The organism is Aerococcus christensenii (assembly GCF_001543105.1).
Classification (GTDB): domain Bacteria; phylum Bacillota; class Bacilli; order Lactobacillales; family Aerococcaceae; genus Aerococcus; species Aerococcus christensenii.
The window spans coordinates 757,761-778,450 of record NZ_CP014159.1; the positions used below are offsets into that span (position 1 = coordinate 757,761).

Here is a 20,690-nt window from a genome sequence, read left to right on the forward strand (position 1 = left end):
CCAGAATCGCTGAACTTCTTTTATTAAGAAGGGCACCCAGTAATAAGGAGGAATTATTTTGGTCAGTTTAGGTATTTATGAAAAAGCACTTCCTAAAGGCATTACCTGGTTACAACGGTTACAAATGGCAAAAAAATTAGGCTTTGATTTTGTGGAAATGTCCATTGATGAGACGGATGAACGTCTTGCGCGATTAGAGTGGACGAAAGAAGAACGGCGAGAAGTAGTCGAAGCGATGTATGAAAGTGGTCTTCGCATCTTTTCGATATGTTTGAGTGGCCATCGGCGTTATCCTTTTGGATCCGCAGACCCTAAAAAACGAGAAAAAGCTTTAGATATGATGCAAAAAGCGATTGATTTGGCAGTTGATTTAGGGGTTAGAAATATCCAGTTGGCAGGATACGATGTTTATTATGAAGAAAAAACACTGACTTCACGCGCTTATTTTATGGAAAATCTACAAAAAGCTGTACATATGGCAGCTGAAAAACAAGTGATGTTGTCTATTGAGATTATGGATGATCCCTTTATTAATTCGATTACGAAATTCAATGCCATTAAACGCACCATCCACTCCCCATGGCTGCAAGTCTATCCGGATTTAGGGAATATATCCGCTTGGTCAGGCAATGATGTCGGTGCCGAGCTCGAACTAGGCATTGATGAAATTGTGGCATGTCATGTCAAGGACACTTTAAATGTCACAGAAAACTTCCCAGGTAAATTTAAAGAAGTCCGTTTTGGGGCAGGAGATGTTGACTTTTTAGGCTGTTTTAAGACCTTAAAACGATTGAATTATAACGGAACTTTTATGATTGAGATGTGGTCAGAAACTTCAGAGCATCCAGAAGAAGAAATTCAAAAAGCAAAAGATTATGTCTTACCATTTATGAGAGAGGCGGGCTTCCATGTCTAAAGAAGAAATGATTCGTGAGATGAAAGAAAGAGTCTGTGCAGCTAATTTAAAATTGCCAGAGTATGGCTTAGTCACGCTGACTTGGGGAAATGTCGCAGAAGTAAATCGAGAGATCGGTGTGATTGTGATTAAACCCTCAGGGGTCCCTTATGAAACCATGACGCCTGAAGATATGGTCGTGACAGATTTAGAAGGGAACGTTCTAGAAAAAGAAAGTTTAAGGCCGTCTTCAGATCTCCCTACGGATGTGGTTTTATTTAGAGAATTTCCAGAAATTATAGGAATTACGCATACACATAGTGTTCAAGGGGTAGCATGGGCACAAGCAGGACGTGACGTTCCGGTTTATGGGACCACGCATGCGGATAATTTTTATGGGTGCATTCCCTGTACGCGTGATTTAACACAAGAAGAAGTGGAAGAAGCCTATGAAGAAAACACGGGAAAAGTCATTGTAGAGACATTCCGTGACCGCAAGATTGATCCAATAGCCGTACCGGGCGTTTTGGTTAGAAATCATGGGACTTTTTCTTGGGGAAATAGTGCAATGAAATCTGTAGAAGTTGGGAAAGTCATTGAAACAGTTTGTGAGATGGCAGAACGAACAGAAAATTTAAGGCGACAAGCTGGCGAGCCTATCCCGCAACATTATTTGGATAAACATTATTACCGAAAACATGGTAAAAATGCCTATTATGGGCAAAAATAAAAGAAAGCCTCTTCTAAGAAGAAGAGGTTTTTTTATAGAATTTTGTTTAGCCAATAAAATTTTTGGCATTTTCTTTAGCTGTTCCTATATTTTGTCGAATACAGTCCATAGAGTCGGTATTCCCAGAAACATCGTGGAACATGAGGTTCATATAGAGAATATACATAATGGTTTGGTAACTGATACGAGAAGTTAGGGATTCTGTTCTAAAAATAGTTTCTTCCGTTAAGATATAAATGGCTTCGTCTGATAATTTAACAAGTTCTGATTCACTATTCCCAGTGAGAACTATAAATTTATGCGAGAATTATACAAAAATTCTGGAGCACGTACCGGACAAAAAGCAATTGTGACAACAGTTGAACGGACTAAATTTTATTGGGATGAGTATCAATTAAAAGACTATCATTGTATTTTATTAGCTAAAGCAGTAGGAGTTATCTATGATTTAGTGAAACATGGGGTGCTAATGAAAGAATTAAATATTGGCGGTATTGCTCAAAAAGATCCTGAAAAAGATATTTTTGTGACTAAATCCGTGTATCTCAACAAAGAAGATGCGCTAAAATTAAAGGATATGCATGATAACTATGGAGTTGAGAATATTTATTTCCAAGCAACTCCTTCTTTTCCAATGACTTCTCTTGAAGAAGTATTAGAGAAATTTGATTTAGCATAAAGCGGTTTAAAAAGGAATATTACAAAAAGAGAGCACGATTGTCGTGTTTGGAATTGTCATTGCAACCGATGGAAAATTTGCGGAAGGTTTAAAAGATGCGTCTGAAGTTATTTTTGGGCCTAGCAAACAATTAGAAGCTATGGGTCTTCATCTAGGAGACAATGTAGAAACCTTTGGACAAACAATTCAAAAAGCCGTCCTATCTGTCAATCAAGGCGAAGGTATACTGGTTTTAGTGGATGTTAAAGGCGCGAGTCCTTATAATCAATCTTTGTTGGCACAACACCAGTTACAAGATCAGATTGAAGGGGGAGTATCGTATGATTTCGGGTGTGAATTTGCCGATGCTTTTGGAAGCTTTAAATCAACGATTGATTGGTACTAGTTTAGAAGATGCAGTAGAAAGTATTGTGGCTTCTGGACAAGGAGCGGTTGATGTTTGGATGGAGGAATCAGAAGAGGACTCAGCGGATGATGACTTTTAAAAAGGAAGGACGATGTCAATGAAATGGGGAATACGTTGGTATGGTGCCAAGGATCATATTCCGATTAATCATATTAGACAAATCCCAGGGGTAGATGGGGTTGTTGGAACCTTACTTGGGAAAATGCTTGGAGATTTATGGACGTTGGAAGAGATCAAAGCTTTGAAGGACTCTGTAGAATCCAGTGGTTTAGAGTTACTGGGAATTGAAAGCGTCGCAGTAGCAGATGCTATTAAGGCAGGCACAGAGGATAGAGACCGATGTATTAAAAATTATAAGCAAACGATTCGAAATTTATAATCTTGTGGGATTCATTTAATTTGCTATAGTTTTAAACCTATTTTTGGCTGGACCAAAACGACATTATTCTACAAAAATCCGGATACTTCCTATTCTTTGGTGTATGATGACAAAGTGGTTCAATCTTTAAAACCACAGGATATGTATGAACTCATCAAAAGTCAGTCAAAAGGATTTGAAATGTCTGGCTGGGAAGAAAAGCGGCTAGCAAAGATTGATGAACTTTTAGATATCTATAAAGGCTTTACACGGGAAAAGTTGTTCGATAATTTGGCTTATTTTCTAAAAGAAGTAATTCCTGTCTGTGAGGAATGTGATGTGAAAATGGCTATTCATCCTGATGATCCACCTTATGAAATTTTTGGACTTCCTCGCATTACTAAGAATTTAGAAGATTTGAAGCGGATTATTGAAGTTGTGGACTCTCCTTATAATGGGATTACGTTGTGTACGGGATCTATCGGAAGTAATCCAGATAATGATGTTGTTCAAATTATTAAAGAAGGTGGGCATCGTGTACACTTTGTTCATTTTCGTAATGTGGAATTTTTAGGTGAAAGAAAATTTCGAGAATCTGCTCATATGAGTAAAGATGGGGCATTCGATATGTACAAGATCATGGAAGCTTTAGTTGATGTGGGCTTTGATGGAATTATTCGACCAGACCATGGACGAACGATTTGGGACGAAGAGTGTATGCCGGGTTATGGCTTATATGACCGCGCTTTAGGAATTTGTTATGCGCAAGGTCTCTATGAAGCTATTACCAAATCAAAAGGCATTCAAAAATAAAATATAACCCCCGTTCTATGAGGAACGGGGGCTTTTTATGAAGGTAGATGTTAGAAAGAATTAAGTTTTGTGTTTCTTTTACTTAGATAGATTGATAAGTACTTACTTGTCAATCTATTTTTTATTTATAACGAGAGTCATTATTGATTAGAGTGAAAAATGCGGGAATAGAGGTATTAATTCTAATATAATCTAAACCTGTATTGTAATTAAAATTTCAACAATTAATTATCATTTAATATGTTAGCTCTATATTTTAACCTTTAATTATTAAATTTTTGTAGTTGTTAATTTAATAAATATTTTGAGATAAAAATACTTTCAAAAATTAAGTTTGGATTAAGAGAATAGTACAAAAAATATATGCATGATATTTCTAAGACGATTTATATAGAAATTTTTTTATAAAAGTTGTAAGCCAAGGTCTTCATTAATTATTAAAGCGTCAATAAGATTTCCTTTAATAGCTGCTTGTATGGCTGTTAATTTGTCAGAAGTTGTAGCAATGCAAATTTTCATAGGTATTTTTTTTAATTGTTCCAATTCGATACCGATAATAGAATTGTCTAATGGTGATTTTAGTTGGTGCCCGTTTTTATCAAAGAATCTGGACACGATGTCTCCTGCTACAATATTTGTTTTTATATTATTTAATGTATTATTTTTATAAAATTCTTTCCATCTAGTAGACTTTTGAATCAATGGGCTCCCTATTCCGAATATAGCAATATCCATTTTTTTCCAATAAGTAAATATTTTATTACAAAATGGATCGTCTAATAAAAGCTTTTTAACATTGTCATTATTTGGAAAAGCGGGAGCGTCTAATAGTAAAGAATTTGCATGTAGTGATGAAGCTACGTTATAAACAATTGTATTAACGTGAAAAGAACTGTCCACTATTCCAGAAGGACCACCAATTAATGGAATACAAGTGATATTACTAAAACGGGCAGAAGATAAGTATTTAGGCAAAAGAGCCATAGCTCTCCCCCATGAAAGCCCAACTATCATGTTATCGTGAAGAATAGAAGAAAATAAGTGATTTACTTCTTTATATGAGGCTTGTTTATCAGATTCATCTATAAAAACAACATATTTTAAATTATATTTATTTTTTATTAAATTTTTAAGTCCTTATTTGAGTCGTTTTTGTAATTTATTTTGATTTCTACAATTTTTTTTTCTCTTGCCATACTTAATAATCTACTTATTGTTGAACGGTGAATATGAAGCTCTTTAGAAATTTGGGACTGTGTCAATCCGTTCAAGTAGTACAGTTCAGAAATTTTTATTAACAAATTTGTATCGACGGTCATAAAAAACTCCTTTAACCATTTTGTCACAAATGTGCAATTTTGAAAGCGGTGCCATAATAGCATTGACAACAATGAAACGAGATACTAAACTATCAAGTGAAGGAAGTAACTAAATCAATTGTATCACATATGTGACGAAAGGGGGGTGTATTTTGTTTAACATTATATTAATGGGACACGGAGAATTAGGAATAACAATGAAAAAATCTGCTGAAATGATTGTTGGAAAGCAAAAAGCAGTTAAAACAATACCTTTTTATGAAGGAGAGGGGATAGAGACTCTAGAAGAAAAAATAGAAAAAGCAAATAATAATAAAGAAAATGATTTATTAATAGTGTGTGATTTATACGGAGGGACTCCATTTAATTCTGCATGTTCGTATTGTTTAAAACATAAAGATCAAAATATTATAATTTTGTCCGGTATGTCATTACCTATGGTTATTCAAATTTTATTAGGAAATAATTCAAAGTCAATTATTGATGTTATTAACGATATTGAAAAAGACAAGCAATTATATATAAAAACATATATGTGGAAAGTAGAAAAAACGTTAAACAATTCTGAAGGGGATGATTTATAAATGGAAATACGACTTGCTCGAATAGATGATAGGTTAATTCATGGTCAAGTGGCTTTAGTATGGTCTAAAGAATCAGGAGCCAATAGGATTATAGTTATAAGTGATAAAGTGGCTAATGATGAAATACGATCAACGTTAGTTAAACAGGCGGCTCCTCCAGGAATAAAAGTAAATGTTGTTAGTGTAGAAAAAGCAGGTAGAGTATTTAAAAATCCAAAGTATGAGTCAGAAAAAGTGTTCTTATTGTTTGAAAACCCAGAAGATGTTGTTAGATCGATTAAAGAGGGGATTGATATAACCATATTAAATGTTGGAGGGATGCAGTATAAAGATGGAAAACTTCGTGTAAGTAAAGCGGTATTTGTCAATCATGACGATATAAAAAATTTTGATATTTTGCATGAACAAGGTGTTACATTAGATGGAAGAGTAGTAGCTAGTGACCCTAAGTTAGATTTTTATGATGAATTAACTAAAATAAAAATTAGAGAGGAAATTTGAACATGGAAGTATCGATGACGCAATTAATTTTACTGTTTATATTTTCTTGTATTTCTGGTGCAGGTAGCGTTTTGGATGAATTTCAAACGCACAGACCTTTAATCGCTTGTACAGTAGTCGGATTGATTTTAGGTGACATAACGACGGGAATAATTTTAGGAGGAACGTTAGAGTTAATTGCTCTTGGTTGGATGAATATTGGTGCTGCTCAATCTCCTGATCCCGCTTTAGCTAGCATCATATCAACAATATTAGTTATTTTAGGAAAACAAAGCATTGAATCAGGAATAGCTATTGCTCTTCCGGTAGCAGCTGCTGGACAAGTATTAACGGTGTTAGCCCGTTCTATAACTATAGTTTTCCAACACGCAGCAGATAAAGCAGCTGAAAATGCGGATTTTACAAAAATAAAATTTCTACATTTTTCTGCATTGATTGTTCAAGCTTTGAGGGTAGCTATTCCTGCAACACTTGTTGCTAAATATATTAGTACAGATGTAGTTACAAATTTATTAGACTCTATTCCAGATGTTATAACAGGAGGGTTAACAGTAGCTGGAGGGTTCATTGTTGTAGTTGGATACGCTATGATTTTAAATATGATGAGTGTTAATTATTTAATGCCGTTTTTCTTCTTAGGATTTGTACTAAGCGCATATCTAAAATTTAGTTTATTTTCATATGGAATAATTGGAATAATCCTTGCTGCTATTTATGTTCATTTAAATCCTAGATATTTGAATTATTCAAATGTAACAAATAAACAACTAACAGAAAATGACGATGAGTTGGAAGATTAGTAAGGGAGAACTGATTATGGCTAATAATAATATAAAAGATAATCACACTATTACCAAAAAAGACTTATTTGAAACTTTTGTTTATTCAAACTTTCAACAAGCTTCATTTAACTATGAAAGAATTCATGCGTTGGCTTTTTGTGTAGATATGATACCTACTATTAAGCGAGTATATAAAACTAAAGAAGAACAAGTTAAAGCTTTAAAACGACATTTACCATTTTTTAATGTTACTCCAGGGCTGGTAGGGCCTGTTATAGGGGTTACTATGGCTTTAGAAGAAGCGAGAGCCCAAAATAAAAATGTTGATGAGCAGACTATAAATAGTTTAAAAATAGGATTAATGGGGCCTTTATGTGGGGTTGGAGATCCACTAATGTGGGGTACTTTGAGACCTATTACAGCAGCGTTAGGGGCTTCCATTGCACTATCAGGAAGTGTCTTAGGACCTCTTATGTTCTTTGTTTCTTTTAATGCAGTTAGATTAGCTTTAAAGTGGTATGGATTAGTATATGGCTTTAAACAAGGGATAAATATAGTTAAAGAATTATCTGGTAATTTCTTACAAAAACTAACTGAAGGGGCATCTATATTAGGGTTATTTGTTATGGGGGTATTAGTTAATTCTTGGGCAAAGATAAATATTCCAATAGTAGTTTCTAAAACAACAAATCCTACTACAGGACAAGAAGTTATAACTACTATTCAAAATATATTAGACTCTTTAATCCCTGGATTACTTCCTTTAGGATTAACCTTTTTAATGATGTATTTATTAAAGAAGAAAGTGAATCCTACATTACTTATCTTTTCTTTATTCGGAATTGGAATTTTAGGGTATTGGTTGGGATTTTTAGGAAAATAGGTGTAATGAGTTATGAAAACAAAGGCAGTTAGGTTATATGGGAAAAATGATTTAAGACTAGAAGAAATTGAACTCTCTGTTATAAATGAGTCTGAAATCCTTGTTTCAGTTATTACAGATAGTATATGTATGAGCTCTTGGAAATTAGTTCAAAAAGGAGAAGAACATAAAAAAGCTCCTGATGATTTAAAAAATAATCCTATATTAATAGGTCATGAATTTTGTGGAAAAATTCTTGAAGTGGGTAATAAATGGAAAGATAAATATAAAGTAGGCGACAAATATATTATTCAAGCCAATCTTCAGTTGAAAGATCGTCCTGATTGCCCAGGTTATTCTTATGCTTATACAGGTGGAGATACTCAATACGCTATTTTATCAGAAGACGTAATGAATCAGGATTGTTTATTAATTTATAGAGGAGATAGCTATTTTAAAGGCTCGTTAGTAGAACCGTTGTCTACCGTTATTCGAGCATTTAAAACTAACTATCATAATAAAGATAATAAATTTGAACATATTATGGGTATTAAAGAAGGAGGAAATTTGTTAATTATTGGAGGAACTGGAGCCATGGGCATGTTGGCTGTAGATTATGCACTCCATGGACCTGTTAATCCTAAAACAGTTACAGTTACTGGAATTAATCAAGAAATTATAAATAGATTAGAATCGCTTTATACGAGTACCGAAGACACAAAGTTGAATTATGTTAATGTTAAAGATTGTGAAAATCAAAAAAAGGTGTTAATGGATACGATTGATGGAAAATTTGATGATATTTTCATAATGGTAGCTGATTCTAATTTAGTAGAATTAGCTTCGGATATACTAGCACCTAACGGGTGTATTAATTTCTTTGCTGGACCACAAAATAAATCTTTTAAAGCAACAATTAATTTATATGATATCCACTATTCTAATGCACATTATGTTGGAAATTCTGGAGGAAATGCGCAGGATATGAAAGAAGCTATTTCTTTAATAGAAAATAGTATTATTAATGTTGAAAATATTGTCACTCATATACTTGGTTTAAATGAAGTAGTGAATGTTACTACAAATTTTCCTAAAATTAAAGGATGGAAAAAATTAGTGTATACACATAAAAATATACCTTTGACTAAGCTAAGTGATATTAATCAAAAATCAGATCTTTACAATATTCTAAAAAGTAATAACAACTTATGGAGTAAAGAAGCAGAAAAATATATATTAGAGAATGCTAAAGAAATTTAAAAGGTGGATTTTAATTATGGAAGATTGGTTAGGTATTAAGGACCGTGTAGTCATTGTCACAGGTGCATCATCAGGAATCGGAGCTTCTGTTGTCCAAGAATTGTTGGATGATGGTTGCCGAGTAGCAAATTTTGATATTAAAGATAACGGACTTGTTCATGAAAATTATCTTTTCCTTCAAACCGATGTTTCTTCACGCGAAAATGTTGAAGCTTCTGTTCAAAAAGTAGTAGATAAATGGGAAAGTGTAGATGCCTTAGTCAATAATGCTGGTATTAATGTTCCTCGCTTATTAGTTGATCCTAAAGATCCTAAAGGGAAATATGAATTAGCTGATGACATCTTTGATAAAATGGTAGCTATTAATCAGAAGGGCGTATTCCTTCTTGCTCAAACTGTTGCTCGTATTTTAGTGAATAAACGCCAAGGGGTTATCATCAATATGTGCTCAGAATCTGGTCTTGAAGGTTCTGAAGGGCAAAGTCCTTACGCAGGGTCAAAAGCTGCCGTTTATTCTTATACCCGCTCTTGGGCAAAAGAACTTGGCAAGCATAACGTTCGTGTAGTAGGTGTTGCCCCTGGGATTTTAGAAGAAACCGGCTTGCGAACCCTTGCGTATGAAGAAGCGCTTTCCTACACACGTGGAAAAACAGTGGAACAATTACGAGCAGGCTACGCAAGTACTACCACTACCCCTCTTGGTCGAAGCGGAAAATTAACAGAAGTCAGTGATTTAGTGGCTTACCTAGTTTCCGATCGGTCAAGTTATATTACTGGAACGACTATTAATATTGCTGGAGGGAAAACTAGAGGATAAATCTAAAAGTTTTGTTCTATAATAACTTCAGTTTTGTGATTCATATAGTCTCCAATGTATGTTGACGCATGAATAAATAAAACGACATTAAAATATATTTTTAATATACTATATAATTAAAGCAGTTTTCTTTGAATATCTTTAATAAAGAAAACTGCTGTTTATTTTAAAATATGAATTTTTATATTATAAAGGTATATAGAGAATATTGCCCGATTGTACAGAAACTAAAACCTTACTGTTCACTAATTTCTCCAGACTCATAAGCGGCAATAAGAGCTTTGAGTTCTTGGACTTGGTGAGCGAGAAGATAACCGTTGTCAGTATCTCGAACGTATAAACGATCAACTTCTTTATCGACAATTCGTCGTGTGGATTCTATATCCGTTTCATTCGCAATAGCGGCAGCTTTCCCTTCGAAAGGATGGTGGGCAATGAGCTGCATCCCATAAGAATTGTAAAGGAGGGTAAATCCCCCAAGTCCTGTAGTTGATTGGTAAGCTTTGGCGAATCCTCCATCAATCACGATCATTTTACCATTGGCTTTGATAGCGTCTTCCCCTTCTTTGGCTTTAATTGGGGTATGCCCATTGATGATGTGACCTTTTTCGGGATCAATATGGAATTCCTTTAAGACCTTATTAATGAATTCTTCATTTTCACGCCATTTATAATAAACATTTTTATGTTCTTTATGAGTAGCTTTATCGGCGATGTAATAGCGTTCAAAAGTTGTCATTTGTTTTTTGCCAAAGAGAGCAGATCCTTCTCCTTGCCAGAGATACCAGCAGTAATCGAGATCAGGATTTTCGCTTTCTTTAGGGCCACGGTTGGCATACATACGTCGAACAACTTGATCGAATTTATCAAGAAGTGCTTGACCGGATAAGGTTTCTCCGTCAATGGAAGCTGCCATAAAGGAGCCGTTCGGATTCATCGGAATACAGCCATGGAACATGAGATTGTTATTATAAATTCTGTACATAGATCCTTTATTCAATAAGAAGTTCATATGATTTTGTAATCGGTCACTTAATAAAAAGGCGGTTTGCAAATCATTCATGACTTGTTCTTCTTCTTTAGTGAGCTTATACGGATCTTTAGGATCAACAGTAGGAAAAGTCTTGTTTTCGAGTGGATAGTTTTTTCCGTTAAGGGTAATGGTTCCTTTTTCGTAATTAATTTTGTCCAGTAAAAGTCGGTTATCACATCCAAATTCTGGGTGCCGCTTAATCACTTGGGCTTCGAGTTTGAACTGGATGATGGCAATGGCTTGTTGGAGTTTTGCCAATTGATCGATTTCATCTTGAGGATAGGTACAATCTTTAGGAAGTTTAGGATAGAAGCCTTTTAGACTAGCTGGATCACTGCTGTAAGTTTGTTGGGCAAAGTGAATAAAGGAACGTAGTGGAATCCCGTAGCAGTGTTCTACAACGCTTAGGTTATCATAGCGGGCTTGGATTCTAAGAACGTTAGCGATTAAAACTTTTGAGCCGGACGCAGCTCCCATCCAGATCATATCGTGATTGCCCCATTCGATATCGAGGGCTTTCTTTTTCATTAGCAAGTTGATAATACGATCGGGAGCAGGACCTCTATCATAGATGTCCCCAAGAATATGAAGTCGGTCGACAACAAGCTCCCGAATGAGTTCTGATAAACGAGTAATCAGTTTAGGAGCTTCTCCAAGTGAAATAACGGTTTGGATGATGGAACGATAGTAGTTTTCTTTGTTAGTAAGGATAGAATCTTTAAAAATTAATTCATCCATAATGTAAGCCATGTCTTCCTTCATCGCTTTTCTAACTTTGGAACGGGTATATTTAGAAACCACGAATTGAGTGAGTTCGATTAAGCGCGTGATGGTTAATGTATAGAACTCTTCGACTTCTTGAGTGGTTTTCATAGGTTTTGTCAAAGCAGCAATCTTTTCTTCAGGATAATAGATAATGGTCGCTAATTGATTTTGTCGATTTTGACTCAGACGTTCATTGAAAATTTCATGAATTTTTTCTTTGATATTTCCAGAACCGTTTCGCATGACATGGTTGACAGCGTCGTATTCACCGTGGAGGTCTGTCATAAAGTGTTCAGTGCCTTTTGGAAGAGCCATGATGGCTTCAAGATTAATAATTTCTGTTGTAGCTTGGGCCTTTGTGGGGAACTTTTCTGAAAGTAGAGCGAGAAAATCGCGACTATAGGTCATAACATTTTCCTCCTTAAAATAAGTAAATAGCAAGTGAGTAAGGCTTACACTTGATTTGTTATGTGTAAGCCCTTTCCATACCGCCCTTAGTGTACCTTATTTTAGCAAATTTTTTCCTTAAAGCGAAAGACTTTAAGACTTTTTTAGAATTATCTTGAAAAATACAAGTAGTTTTTACTTTAATGAATAGAAGGATGAAAAGAATATCAAATTTGCTTTATCTTTGATATACTAAAGACATGTATACGTTCTCAATTGGGAATGAAGAGAGAAAGTCAAAGAACCTTTAGAAAGAGGTAGTCACTGTGAAACGATGGATAAAGATAGTAGGCATAGGGCTTGTGATGAGCCTCTTACATCTCTTCCTTTTTAGAATGTTTAAAAGTCCATCTGTTCAAGGCTATTTATTGCCTAGCCGATGGATTCAGACTGGCTCGTACGATAAGGTGGCTTTTGGGATAGGCTGGATAGGTTTTACGGGCATGACGGCAGGCTATGAGTGGTTGGATTTAAGAATGCCTTGGAAAAAAACAGGTAAAACTGTGGCGTATGTTGCATGCGAATGGATGCTTTGGTGTTTATACGCTTGTGAACCCCTCCCTCATCGATTGCCTATCGATAGTTTATTAGAAGTGTTGAAAACGCTATTATTATTTATTACTCAAGGGGTAGGTATTGTACTTCTTTTAGCGAGAGAAGGTAAAGATTATCAACGTAAGCCTTTTATTTATGGGCGAGCAATTGTGGTATATATGGAAGCCTTAGCTATTTTCAGACTCTTTGCTTATCGGGGGTTAGGTATTTATGGCCTAGATCTTGGAATGACTTATCTGAGTTTGATGTGGGCTGTTTTATTGGGAGCGGGAGTTGGACTAGTCTTCTGTTTATTACATCGCTATTTTAAGTATCAAGATAAATGGAAAAAGACACTTGTGATGACGTGGGGAATTTTTGCGCCGGTGGTTGCCACTTTCCATAGCTTATTTGCTCTTATTTTTCAGTTAGCATGGATAGATGTTTTAGGACGAATCGGTTTGGATATTTTGGCAGTCTGGCTCGCTACATGGATTATTGTTCAGTGGCAAGTGGATCAATGGATAGGAGCAGATTCTACGGGCCATTAGAGAAGTTAAAGGTGTAGAGAAGGTGAAAGATGGAAGCGAAGAAACGTGTTGCCTTAATGGGAACGGTTATTGAATTGCAGGTAGCTCATCCTAAGGCTGACTCTCTTTTACAAGAGACGGTGAGGCGTTTAGAGGATTATGAGCACCGCTTTTCAGCGAATAAGAAAGATTCCATGTTAGGACAAGTTAATCAAGCTGCGGGAAAACATCCTGTGCAAGTAGATGAGGATTTATTTGACTTGATTGCTTTGGCAAAAGAAGTCAGTCTATCTACCCATCTTGCTTTTAATTTAGCTATCGGCCCTTTGGTACAACTTTGGCGGATTGGTTTCGAAGATGCTCATGTTCCTGACCCGAAAGACATTCAATGTCAAATACAGAAAGTAGATCCAAAGGCCGTTCTTTTAAGAGAAGAGGAACATCAGGTTTATCTAAAAAAAGAAGGCATGGCGATTGATTTGGGAGCCATTGCGAAGGGGTACTTTGCAGACCAAATTATCGCTTTCTGGAAGGGGCAAGGAGCGATGTATGGTCTGATTAATCTGGGAGGAAATGTTCGGGTGATGGGAGATTCTCCGAAAAGTGAGGATGGCAGCTGGCAAATTGGTATTCAAAAACCAGGGCAGCGACGTGGAGAGCTTATAGGAAAAGTTCGTGTAAAGGATAAATCAGTCGTGACGTCTGGCATCTATGAACGCAAACTTTGCGTTCAGGGACGAACTTATCATCATATTTTTGATTCAAAAACGGGCTATCCGCTGACTTCAGATATGACCAGTTTAACGGTTATTTCCGATCGCTCAGTAAATGGTGAAATTTGGACGACTGCCCTTTTTCACTATTCTGCAAAAGAAGCGATTTTTCGGTTAGATAAGCAGGAGGGATTAGAAGGGCTAGCTATTAATCAAACAGGTGAAATATTTTTTTCAAAAGGATTACGTGGGAATGAATAATGTGAGTTATTTGGTTCATTGAAGAAAGGGAAAAAGATGGCAAAAGTAACAAATCTGACCTTAAGACACAAAACAGCTTATAAAATTTATGTCCGAAATTTTAGTAAGAAAGGAACTTTTTTAGGGATTATTCCGCAACTTGATCGTTTAAAGGACATGGGAATTTCTCTCCTTATTTTGGGGCCTATTTTTCAATCCACTGATATTCATGCAGAAGGAGAATGTGGCAATCCTTATTTTGTAAAAGGGTTTCGAGAGATTGATCCGGATTATGGAACGAAGGAAGACTTTCAAATGTTGATTCAAGCCATACATGATCACAATATGGAGGTCCTATTAGAAATTCCTGTGCCGCAATTGGCCAAAGACTCTCCATTAGTTGACAGCCATCCCGAGTATTTTTTACATGATTATAAGGGAAATGTCTGCTCCCGAGTTCCTGGTTCTTTTTTGGGAGTGGATTTAGATTTTTCAAATCCTAAGATGTGGGACGATTTAATTGAAATATTAAAAGAATGGGCGGCACTAGTAGATGGATTTTTCGTGAGAAATGCGCAGCTGGTTCGAACAGAATTTTGGAATAGTGCGCGGGCAGAAGTAGAAGATGTTCATCCTTATTTTTATTGGTTAAGTAATACTTTAACTGCTGATACTATGTTCCTCCTTAGAATGAATCGGATCCCTTACTATACAGAAGGAGAAATATATACCAATTTTGATGTATTGGATGATCAATCCTTCCTAGGCTTTTATCAAGCTTATCGAGAAGAGAAGATCACCATCGAACAGCTCGCCTATATGTTGAATTATGAAGAAGTGACTTGTCCTTCTACAGGGGTTAGAAATACAGGGTATGAACATGAAGATCAGCCTCGAATTTCAGCTTTGTTGTCGAATAAGGATCTTTTATGGAATTGGACGGCCTTGTCATTTTTCAAAAAGGGTATGGTAGAGCTGTTAATGGGACAAGAAGTGGGGTGCCTATCGCCTGTTCCTGTTACAAAACGGGAGGAGATAGATTGGACAGTTCGAGAAGATTTGACAGAGATGATTTGTCGGCTGAGCGAAATGAAAGAATGGGAAATTTGTAAAAGTGGATATTTTTTCTGCCGGAGTCAAGAACCCAATTTATTGATTTGTTCTTATCATTACTATGCTCAACATTTATTTGGCATTTTTAATTTGAGACCAGATCATCAGCACCATACTTTAGAAATTGAGCTTCCGCAAGGGGCTTATAAAAATTTGATTGGCGAAGAAAGCTATACGATTAAAGAAGGAACGTTGAAGGTAGGAAATCGAGCAGTGATTTTAAATTACGAAGGAGATGTGTCTCTTCCTCACTAAAGAATAATTAGGAAAGGAATAGTGTATGTATAAATTAGCAGTTTTTGATTTAGATGGGACTCTCTTAACCAGTGAACACCAAGTATCATCAGCCACTTATGGAGCGCTCAAAGACTTGAAGAGGAATGATATAGAGGTTGTTATTTCTTCAGGGCGTCCGCTTCCTGGAGTGAAAAAAATTCAAGAGCAAGTTGGAAAAGAATTGGTGCGTTATCTTTCGAGCTTTAATGGTGGAAAAATTGTGGATTCTTGTCAGAATGGTCGTGTACTATTTCAAGCCGCTTTGAGTGACGAAGAAGTTCGTGAGATTACAGAATGGATGCTTGAAAAAGATGTAGATATTAATACTTATGATGACCAAAATGTTTTAGCGCTTCATCAACCGAAATATCCTTATATGCAGTATGAAGCAGATTTGGTAAGTTTGCCGATTCGTGTCTTTGATTTTAGAGGAAGAGTTCTTGCGAATAAGGTAATGATTACCGGAGAACCTGATTATTTGGATCAGTTGCGGTGTGAATTGCCTGCAGATTGGGAAAATAGGTTTAATATTGTCAAAAGTGCCCCTTATTTTTTAGAGTTTAATCCGCTAGAAGCGAATAAGGGAGATAGTTTACGAAATTTGGCTGAAGTTTTGGCAATTAAGCAAGAAGAGATCATGGCCTTTGGTGATCAAGAGAATGACCTCCCTATGATTGAATGGGCGGGAATGGGAGTTGCTATGGGCAATGCCGTATTGTCAGTGAAAGAAGCTGCGAATTATGTAACAGCTACTAACGATGAGGAAGGTATTTGTCAAGCTGTGGATCATTTGGTATTAGGAAAAATGAGGAGAAAGTAATGAAAACGAATTTACAAAAGAAAACACTCACAAGTTTATTTATTGCGATAGTTACTTTACAAAGTTTCATTCCTTGGATTGGCTACATTCCTATTGGACCAGCGAACGTTACGATTATTCATATTACAGTTATCGCAGGAGGAGTTATTCTGGGCCCATCAGTGGGAGCGGGGATAGGTTTTGTATGGGGAGCTTTATCGCTTTATCATAATATGGTTTCTCCAACGATTTTATCCGCTATTTTTTTAAATCCTCTCGTATCTATCCTTCCAAGGGTTTGTGTAGGCTTTTTGTCGGGATTAGTTTACAAGATTTTAGATAAGCATTTGAGTAAATTTGTGAATCGCGTGTTAGTCGGTGTTCTTGGAACGATTACGAATACTTCGCTGGTTATTATAATGACGGCTTTATTTGCTTCTAAAGCTTATGCAGCAGCCTTGGGTATTCAAGAAAGCGCTGTTTTAGAGACCTTTGTAGCTACTTTGGGATTGAACTTTGTATTAGAAGTCATAATAGCGGGGATGGTCGTCCCTGTGATTGGGTCTGTTTTCGATCGATTACAGAGATAAATTATTTTTAAGAAGGAAGTTAGAAAATATGCGTCTACAAACTCTTATCCAACAGACACAAGGACTATCAGCCACTAAAGCGAGAAAATGGATCCATCAAGGAAAGGTTCAAGTAGATGGTCAAGTGGTCTTGGATGGAAATCGAGCAGTCGATCCTTCTCTTCAAACGATTTCTGTTGCGAATGAACGTGTAGGCGAGTCTTTAGGCTACCGATATGTGATGTACCATAAGAAGAAAGGACAAGTTTCTGCGAAAAGTGATCGCCAATGGCCGACGCCTTTTGATGAATTACCAGACGATTATCAGGGATTAACGATTGTTGGAAGATTAGATCGAGATGTTACAGGTCTGCTTTTATTAACGGATAATGGTCAATGGCATTACTTGATGGAAAGTGATCGCTTCCATATTCCTAAAACCTATCTTGTAACGGTTAATGGACGAATAGACGATGAAATGATTCGGAAATTTCAAAAAGGTGTTGTCTGGTCAGATGGCTTTCAATGTCGACCAGCTCAACTCGAGATTCTTGAAACGTGTGAAACGAAAAGTATAGGCCGTTTAACGATTACGGAAGGCAAGCGCCACCAAGTAAAAAAGATATTTTTAGCCTGCGGAGTAAAGGTGATCGCCTTAGAGCGGATTGCTTTAGGACCTTTTACCCTTGATCCTTTTTTAGAAGAAGGAACGTATCGTCCGTTTACTGCAGAAGAATGCCAGGTTGTTCTTGATCTTTTAAAGAATTATCAGCGCTAGAAATTCTGTAAAGCACACTTCACAGTACTTGTAAAAGAATATTTTTACGAGTGGTGTGGGGTGTTTTTAGTAATGTAATATCTTTTTTGAGAGAAATTTTAAAAAGGACTGGAATTTTTAATTAAATAACGTATAATTATGTAATAAAAGGATCCAATGGTTCGGATTTTAATCACTCAAGAGGAGGATTACAGCATGTCACACATGATGAAGGGGTCAAATTTAGAAGTTAAAATGGATGAGAAAGTTCCATTATCAGAGGGACTCACTCTTGGCTTACAGCACGCTTTGTCTATGAATGTTTATGTAGGACCGATGATTATCGCAGGAATGATAGGCTTATCATCAGCTGAAACGACAGGGGTTATCCAATCGACTTTCATTGCGTCAGGATTAGCGATGATCCTTCAAACTTTATTAATGAAACTTCCCGTTGCACAGGGAGCATCGTTCATTCCTATTGCAGCTTTATCTGGAATTTCAATGGTACATGGTGGAGGGATGGCTGGGTGGTCTGTAGCGATGACCGCTTCTTTAATCGGTGCTTTAGTACTGTTACTAGTGGGATTTACTGGATTTGTGGATAAACTTATTCATCACTTTATTCCACATTTTGTAGGTTCTGTTATTGTTTTATGCATTGGATTAAGTTTGATGCCGGCAGCCGTTGGAAATATTTATCATGCTCCAAACGGAAGTGTGGGGCAGAACCTAACGCTTGGAATGTTGACGGTCGCAGTGATGGTGATTTGTTCTCTCCTTGGGGAAAAGGTAACGGGGTTATTTGGAAAAGTGTTACGCATTGGCTCTGTTCTGTTGACGTTTATTGTAGGATGTGTCGTTGCTTATTTTATGGGAATTTTGGATGCTAGCGTAGTTGGACAAGCAGATTGGGTGAGTCTACCTTTATTTTTAGGAAAAGATATTCAATTTACTTTTGACGGTTCATCTGTGTTAACGGTTCTTATTGTCTATCTTTTACTTTTATCTGAATCTGCAGGTACTTGGATTGCCATGGCTAATACGTGTGAAACCTCTTTAACGACAGAGACCATTAATAAAGGGGTCATCGGAGAAGCTCTATCGTGTGTTATTTCTTCTATATTTGGAACGAGTCCTATGACAGGATTTTCTTCTAATGCAGGGATTATCTGTTTAACAAAAGTAGCTAGTCGCCAAGTCTTCGTTTTGGGCGGAGCGCTCCTTTTTGTATTCGGACTTTCAGGTAAATTGTCTGCTCTTATATCTGTTATTCCAGGGGCAGTCATCGGTGGTATTTTCTTGGTGATTTGTGGGACCATCTTCATGGGCGGATTACAGAGTATAGATTATAAAAAGATGTGTACGTCCAAGGGAACTTTTGTAGTCATCTTGCCAGTAGCGACGATTGCCTTGCTTCAGTACATTCCACAAGACTTTTTGAATCAGTTACCAGAAGTTTTAAAATATTTCTTAGGGTCTCCTGTGTCAGTGGCTAGTTTGTTAGCAATTGTTTTGAATAAAGCAATTCCAGAAAAGGAGTAAGATGATCAGACTTTCTGAATGATGAGAAATAGAATATCTTAGAAGTTTAAATGAGCTTCATTTTTTTCATGATAGAAATGGAAAATGAAGCTTATTTTTATTTATTATAGGTTATCCTCTTAATTGTGAATCTTATCCCAATTGAGAGTGCTAATAAATAAAAAATGCAAATTGCAAAATAATAAATTTTTTAGTTTTTAAATAAAATTTTAAAAAATAGAATAGGGACAAAATTTCTTTAAATATTGATAATAAAACATTATTTAGTTGAATATATAAAGTAAGTAAATAATTTTTAATTTAAAATAATTTTGAAAAAATGTCTAAAAAGTCTGGAAATTTTATAAAGTATATAGCATAACATTTATGTAAAAAATTCACAATATCTTGTTAGGAAGAAGATTTATGAAAGCTATTGTTGCAACTAAAGACCATCGAGCAGCCGTTGTCAAAGACGTTGCTCCAGGTGTAACTTCTCTAAAAGTTGGGGACCGTGCAAATGTTGCTTGGTTCTTTGAAGGGGGTGGGCATTGTGAGTATTGTACCTCAGGTCGTGAAACACTTCGTCGAAATGTTAAAAATGAGGGCTATACAGCAGATGATGGGATGTCTCAAGAATGTATCGTAATCGCTGATTACGCAGTTAAAGTTCCTGATGGATTATCTTCTGCAGAAGCTTCTTCAATTACCTGTGCAGGAGTTACAACCTATAAAGCACTTAAAGAATCTAAAGTTTGGCCAGGAGAATGGATTTTATTAGCTGGCTTAGGTAATTTGGCTTTACAATATGCGAAGAATGTTTTCAATATGAAAGTTATGGATATCAATGAAGGTCAATTAGAGTTTGCACGTCAATGTGGTACAGATATCTGTGTCAATCCATTAAAAGAAGACGTTGCTAAGTTAGCTATGGAAAAAAGTAGGCGGAACTCACGGAGCAGTAGTTACAGCTGTTAACAAAGCTGCATTTAATACATCTGTAGAAGCTGTTCGTGCAGGTGGTCGTGTTGTTGCAGTTGGTTTACCAGTAGAAACTATGGATTTATCTATTCCACGTTTAGTTTTAGACGGTATCCAAGTTATTGGTTCTTTAGTAGGAACACGTCAAGACTTGGCAGAAGCTTTCCAATTTGGTGCTGAAGGCAAGGTCAAACCAAGAGTTCAAATGCGTCCAATGGAAGATATTAATGATATCTTTGATGAAATGGCTGCTGGTAAGATTCGTGGCCGTATAGTTATTGACTTGAAAAAATAAAAAATAAAAGTTTCAAAGCTTTCTTTTAAAGCTTGGTGATCTTTACCATTTTCTTCTCAAAGAAGATTGCAAAGACCGCATATGTAAAATGGATCAACACCTGTCAAA

General features: G+C 36.1%; 19 protein-coding genes and 3 pseudogenes. 19 read left to right on the forward strand and 3 right to left on the reverse strand.

What is annotated here, in order from left to right; genetic code table 11:
- Positions 1 to 58: 58 nt before the first annotated feature.
- The 5 genes and pseudogenes from AWM71_RS03560 (at position 59) to uxuA (ending at position 3,881) form a co-directional block, all read left to right on the forward strand.
- Positions 59 to 916 carry an L-ribulose-5-phosphate 3-epimerase gene (locus AWM71_RS03560; protein WP_060776159.1) on the forward strand — a complete coding sequence of 286 codons (858 nt, stop codon included), beginning with the start codon at positions 59 to 61 and terminating at the stop codon, positions 914 to 916.
- On the forward strand, positions 909 to 1,625 hold the full coding sequence (gene araD, locus AWM71_RS03565) for an L-ribulose-5-phosphate 4-epimerase AraD (RefSeq protein WP_060776158.1): 717 nt from the start codon (positions 909 to 911) through the stop codon (positions 1,623 to 1,625). The genes AWM71_RS03560 and araD overlap by 8 nt, the downstream gene beginning before the upstream one ends.
- Positions 1,626 to 1,917: 292 nt before the next feature.
- Positions 1,918 to 2,304: pseudogene (locus AWM71_RS03570) on the forward strand (PTS sugar transporter subunit IIB); the annotation flags it as partial.
- Between the two features lie 43 nt (positions 2,305 to 2,347).
- The gene (locus AWM71_RS03575; RefSeq protein WP_060776687.1) at positions 2,348 to 2,689 is read left to right on the forward strand and encodes a PTS sugar transporter subunit IIA; all 342 of its coding nucleotides are present in this window, start codon (positions 2,348 to 2,350) and stop codon (positions 2,687 to 2,689) included.
- Positions 2,690 to 2,807: 118 nt separating this feature from the next.
- Positions 2,808 to 3,881, forward strand: a pseudogene (uxuA, locus tag AWM71_RS03580) (mannonate dehydratase).
- Positions 3,882 to 4,283: 402 nt separating this feature from the next.
- On the opposite strand, the gene AWM71_RS03585 reads toward uxuA, so the two are convergent.
- Complete coding sequence (locus AWM71_RS03585) at positions 4,284 to 5,003, reverse strand: sugar-binding transcriptional regulator (RefSeq protein WP_082632673.1); 720 nt, start codon at positions 5,001 to 5,003, stop codon at positions 4,284 to 4,286.
- Positions 5,003 to 5,200, reverse strand: a complete 198-nt coding sequence (locus AWM71_RS03590; protein WP_060776689.1) for a sigma factor-like helix-turn-helix DNA-binding protein — start codon at positions 5,198 to 5,200, stop codon at positions 5,003 to 5,005. The genes AWM71_RS03585 and AWM71_RS03590 overlap by 1 nt, the downstream gene beginning before the upstream one ends.
- A 152-nt stretch (positions 5,201 to 5,352) precedes the next feature.
- Between AWM71_RS03590 and AWM71_RS03595 the strand changes: the two genes are divergently transcribed.
- From AWM71_RS03595 to AWM71_RS03620, 6 genes are read left to right on the forward strand one after another with little or no spacing between them, the layout of a single operon-like run.
- The gene (locus tag AWM71_RS03595) at positions 5,353 to 5,784 is read left to right on the forward strand and encodes a PTS sugar transporter subunit IIA (protein WP_060776690.1); all 432 of its coding nucleotides are present in this window, start codon (positions 5,353 to 5,355) and stop codon (positions 5,782 to 5,784) included.
- A complete protein-coding gene (locus AWM71_RS03600) occupies positions 5,785 to 6,285 on the forward strand; it encodes a PTS sugar transporter subunit IIB (protein WP_060776691.1) in 501 nt (166 codons plus the stop codon).
- Between the two features lie 2 nt (positions 6,286 to 6,287).
- Positions 6,288 to 7,085, forward strand: coding sequence for a PTS mannose/fructose/sorbose transporter subunit IIC (locus AWM71_RS03605; protein WP_060776692.1), 798 nt, complete (start codon positions 6,288 to 6,290; stop codon positions 7,083 to 7,085).
- Between the two features lie 16 nt (positions 7,086 to 7,101).
- Positions 7,102 to 7,950 (forward strand): mannose/fructose/sorbose PTS transporter subunit IID, encoded by an 849-nt coding sequence (locus tag AWM71_RS03610; RefSeq protein WP_060776693.1) that lies wholly within the window; start codon positions 7,102 to 7,104, stop codon positions 7,948 to 7,950.
- A gap of 12 nt (positions 7,951 to 7,962) precedes the next feature.
- Positions 7,963 to 9,189: an alcohol dehydrogenase catalytic domain-containing protein gene (locus tag AWM71_RS03615; protein WP_060776694.1), complete on the forward strand. Its 1,227-nt coding sequence runs from the start codon at positions 7,963 to 7,965 to the stop codon at positions 9,187 to 9,189.
- Between the two features lie 16 nt (positions 9,190 to 9,205).
- Positions 9,206 to 10,006 (forward strand): SDR family oxidoreductase, encoded by an 801-nt coding sequence (locus AWM71_RS03620; protein WP_060776695.1) that lies wholly within the window; start codon positions 9,206 to 9,208, stop codon positions 10,004 to 10,006.
- Positions 10,007 to 10,241: 235 nt separating this feature from the next.
- On the opposite strand, the gene AWM71_RS03625 is transcribed toward AWM71_RS03620, so the two are convergent.
- Positions 10,242 to 12,212, reverse strand: coding sequence for a fructose-bisphosphatase class III (locus AWM71_RS03625; protein ID WP_060776696.1), 1,971 nt, complete (start codon positions 12,210 to 12,212; stop codon positions 10,242 to 10,244).
- Between the two features lie 305 nt (positions 12,213 to 12,517).
- Between AWM71_RS03625 and AWM71_RS03630 the strand changes: the two genes are divergently transcribed.
- From AWM71_RS03630 to adhP, 8 genes and pseudogenes are all read left to right on the forward strand, one after another.
- Positions 12,518 to 13,336 carry a hypothetical protein gene (locus AWM71_RS03630; protein WP_060776697.1) on the forward strand — a complete coding sequence of 273 codons (819 nt, stop codon included), beginning with the start codon at positions 12,518 to 12,520 and terminating at the stop codon, positions 13,334 to 13,336.
- Between the two features lie 29 nt (positions 13,337 to 13,365).
- Positions 13,366 to 14,289, forward strand: coding sequence for an FAD:protein FMN transferase (locus AWM71_RS03635; RefSeq protein ID WP_060776698.1), 924 nt, complete (start codon positions 13,366 to 13,368; stop codon positions 14,287 to 14,289).
- A gap of 36 nt (positions 14,290 to 14,325) precedes the next feature.
- Positions 14,326 to 15,636, forward strand: coding sequence for an alpha-amylase family glycosyl hydrolase (locus tag AWM71_RS03640; RefSeq protein WP_060776699.1), 1,311 nt, complete (start codon positions 14,326 to 14,328; stop codon positions 15,634 to 15,636).
- A 25-nt stretch (positions 15,637 to 15,661) separates the two neighbouring features.
- Entirely contained in the window at positions 15,662 to 16,477 is an 816-nt protein-coding gene (locus tag AWM71_RS03645; RefSeq protein WP_060776700.1) for a Cof-type HAD-IIB family hydrolase, read from the forward strand.
- Complete coding sequence (locus AWM71_RS03650; protein ID WP_060776701.1) at positions 16,477 to 17,046, forward strand: ECF transporter S component; 570 nt, start codon at positions 16,477 to 16,479, stop codon at positions 17,044 to 17,046. Before AWM71_RS03645 ends, AWM71_RS03650 begins: the two co-directional genes overlap by 1 nt.
- A gap of 28 nt (positions 17,047 to 17,074) precedes the next feature.
- Complete coding sequence (locus AWM71_RS03655; RefSeq protein ID WP_060776702.1) at positions 17,075 to 17,803, forward strand: pseudouridine synthase; 729 nt, start codon at positions 17,075 to 17,077, stop codon at positions 17,801 to 17,803.
- A gap of 195 nt (positions 17,804 to 17,998) precedes the next feature.
- Entirely contained in the window at positions 17,999 to 19,327 is a 1,329-nt protein-coding gene (locus tag AWM71_RS03660; RefSeq protein WP_060776703.1) for a uracil-xanthine permease family protein, read from the forward strand.
- Positions 19,328 to 19,771: 444 nt separating this feature from the next.
- Positions 19,772 to 20,582, forward strand: a pseudogene (gene adhP / locus AWM71_RS03665) (alcohol dehydrogenase AdhP); the annotation flags it as partial.
- Positions 20,583 to 20,690 lie beyond the last annotated feature (108 nt).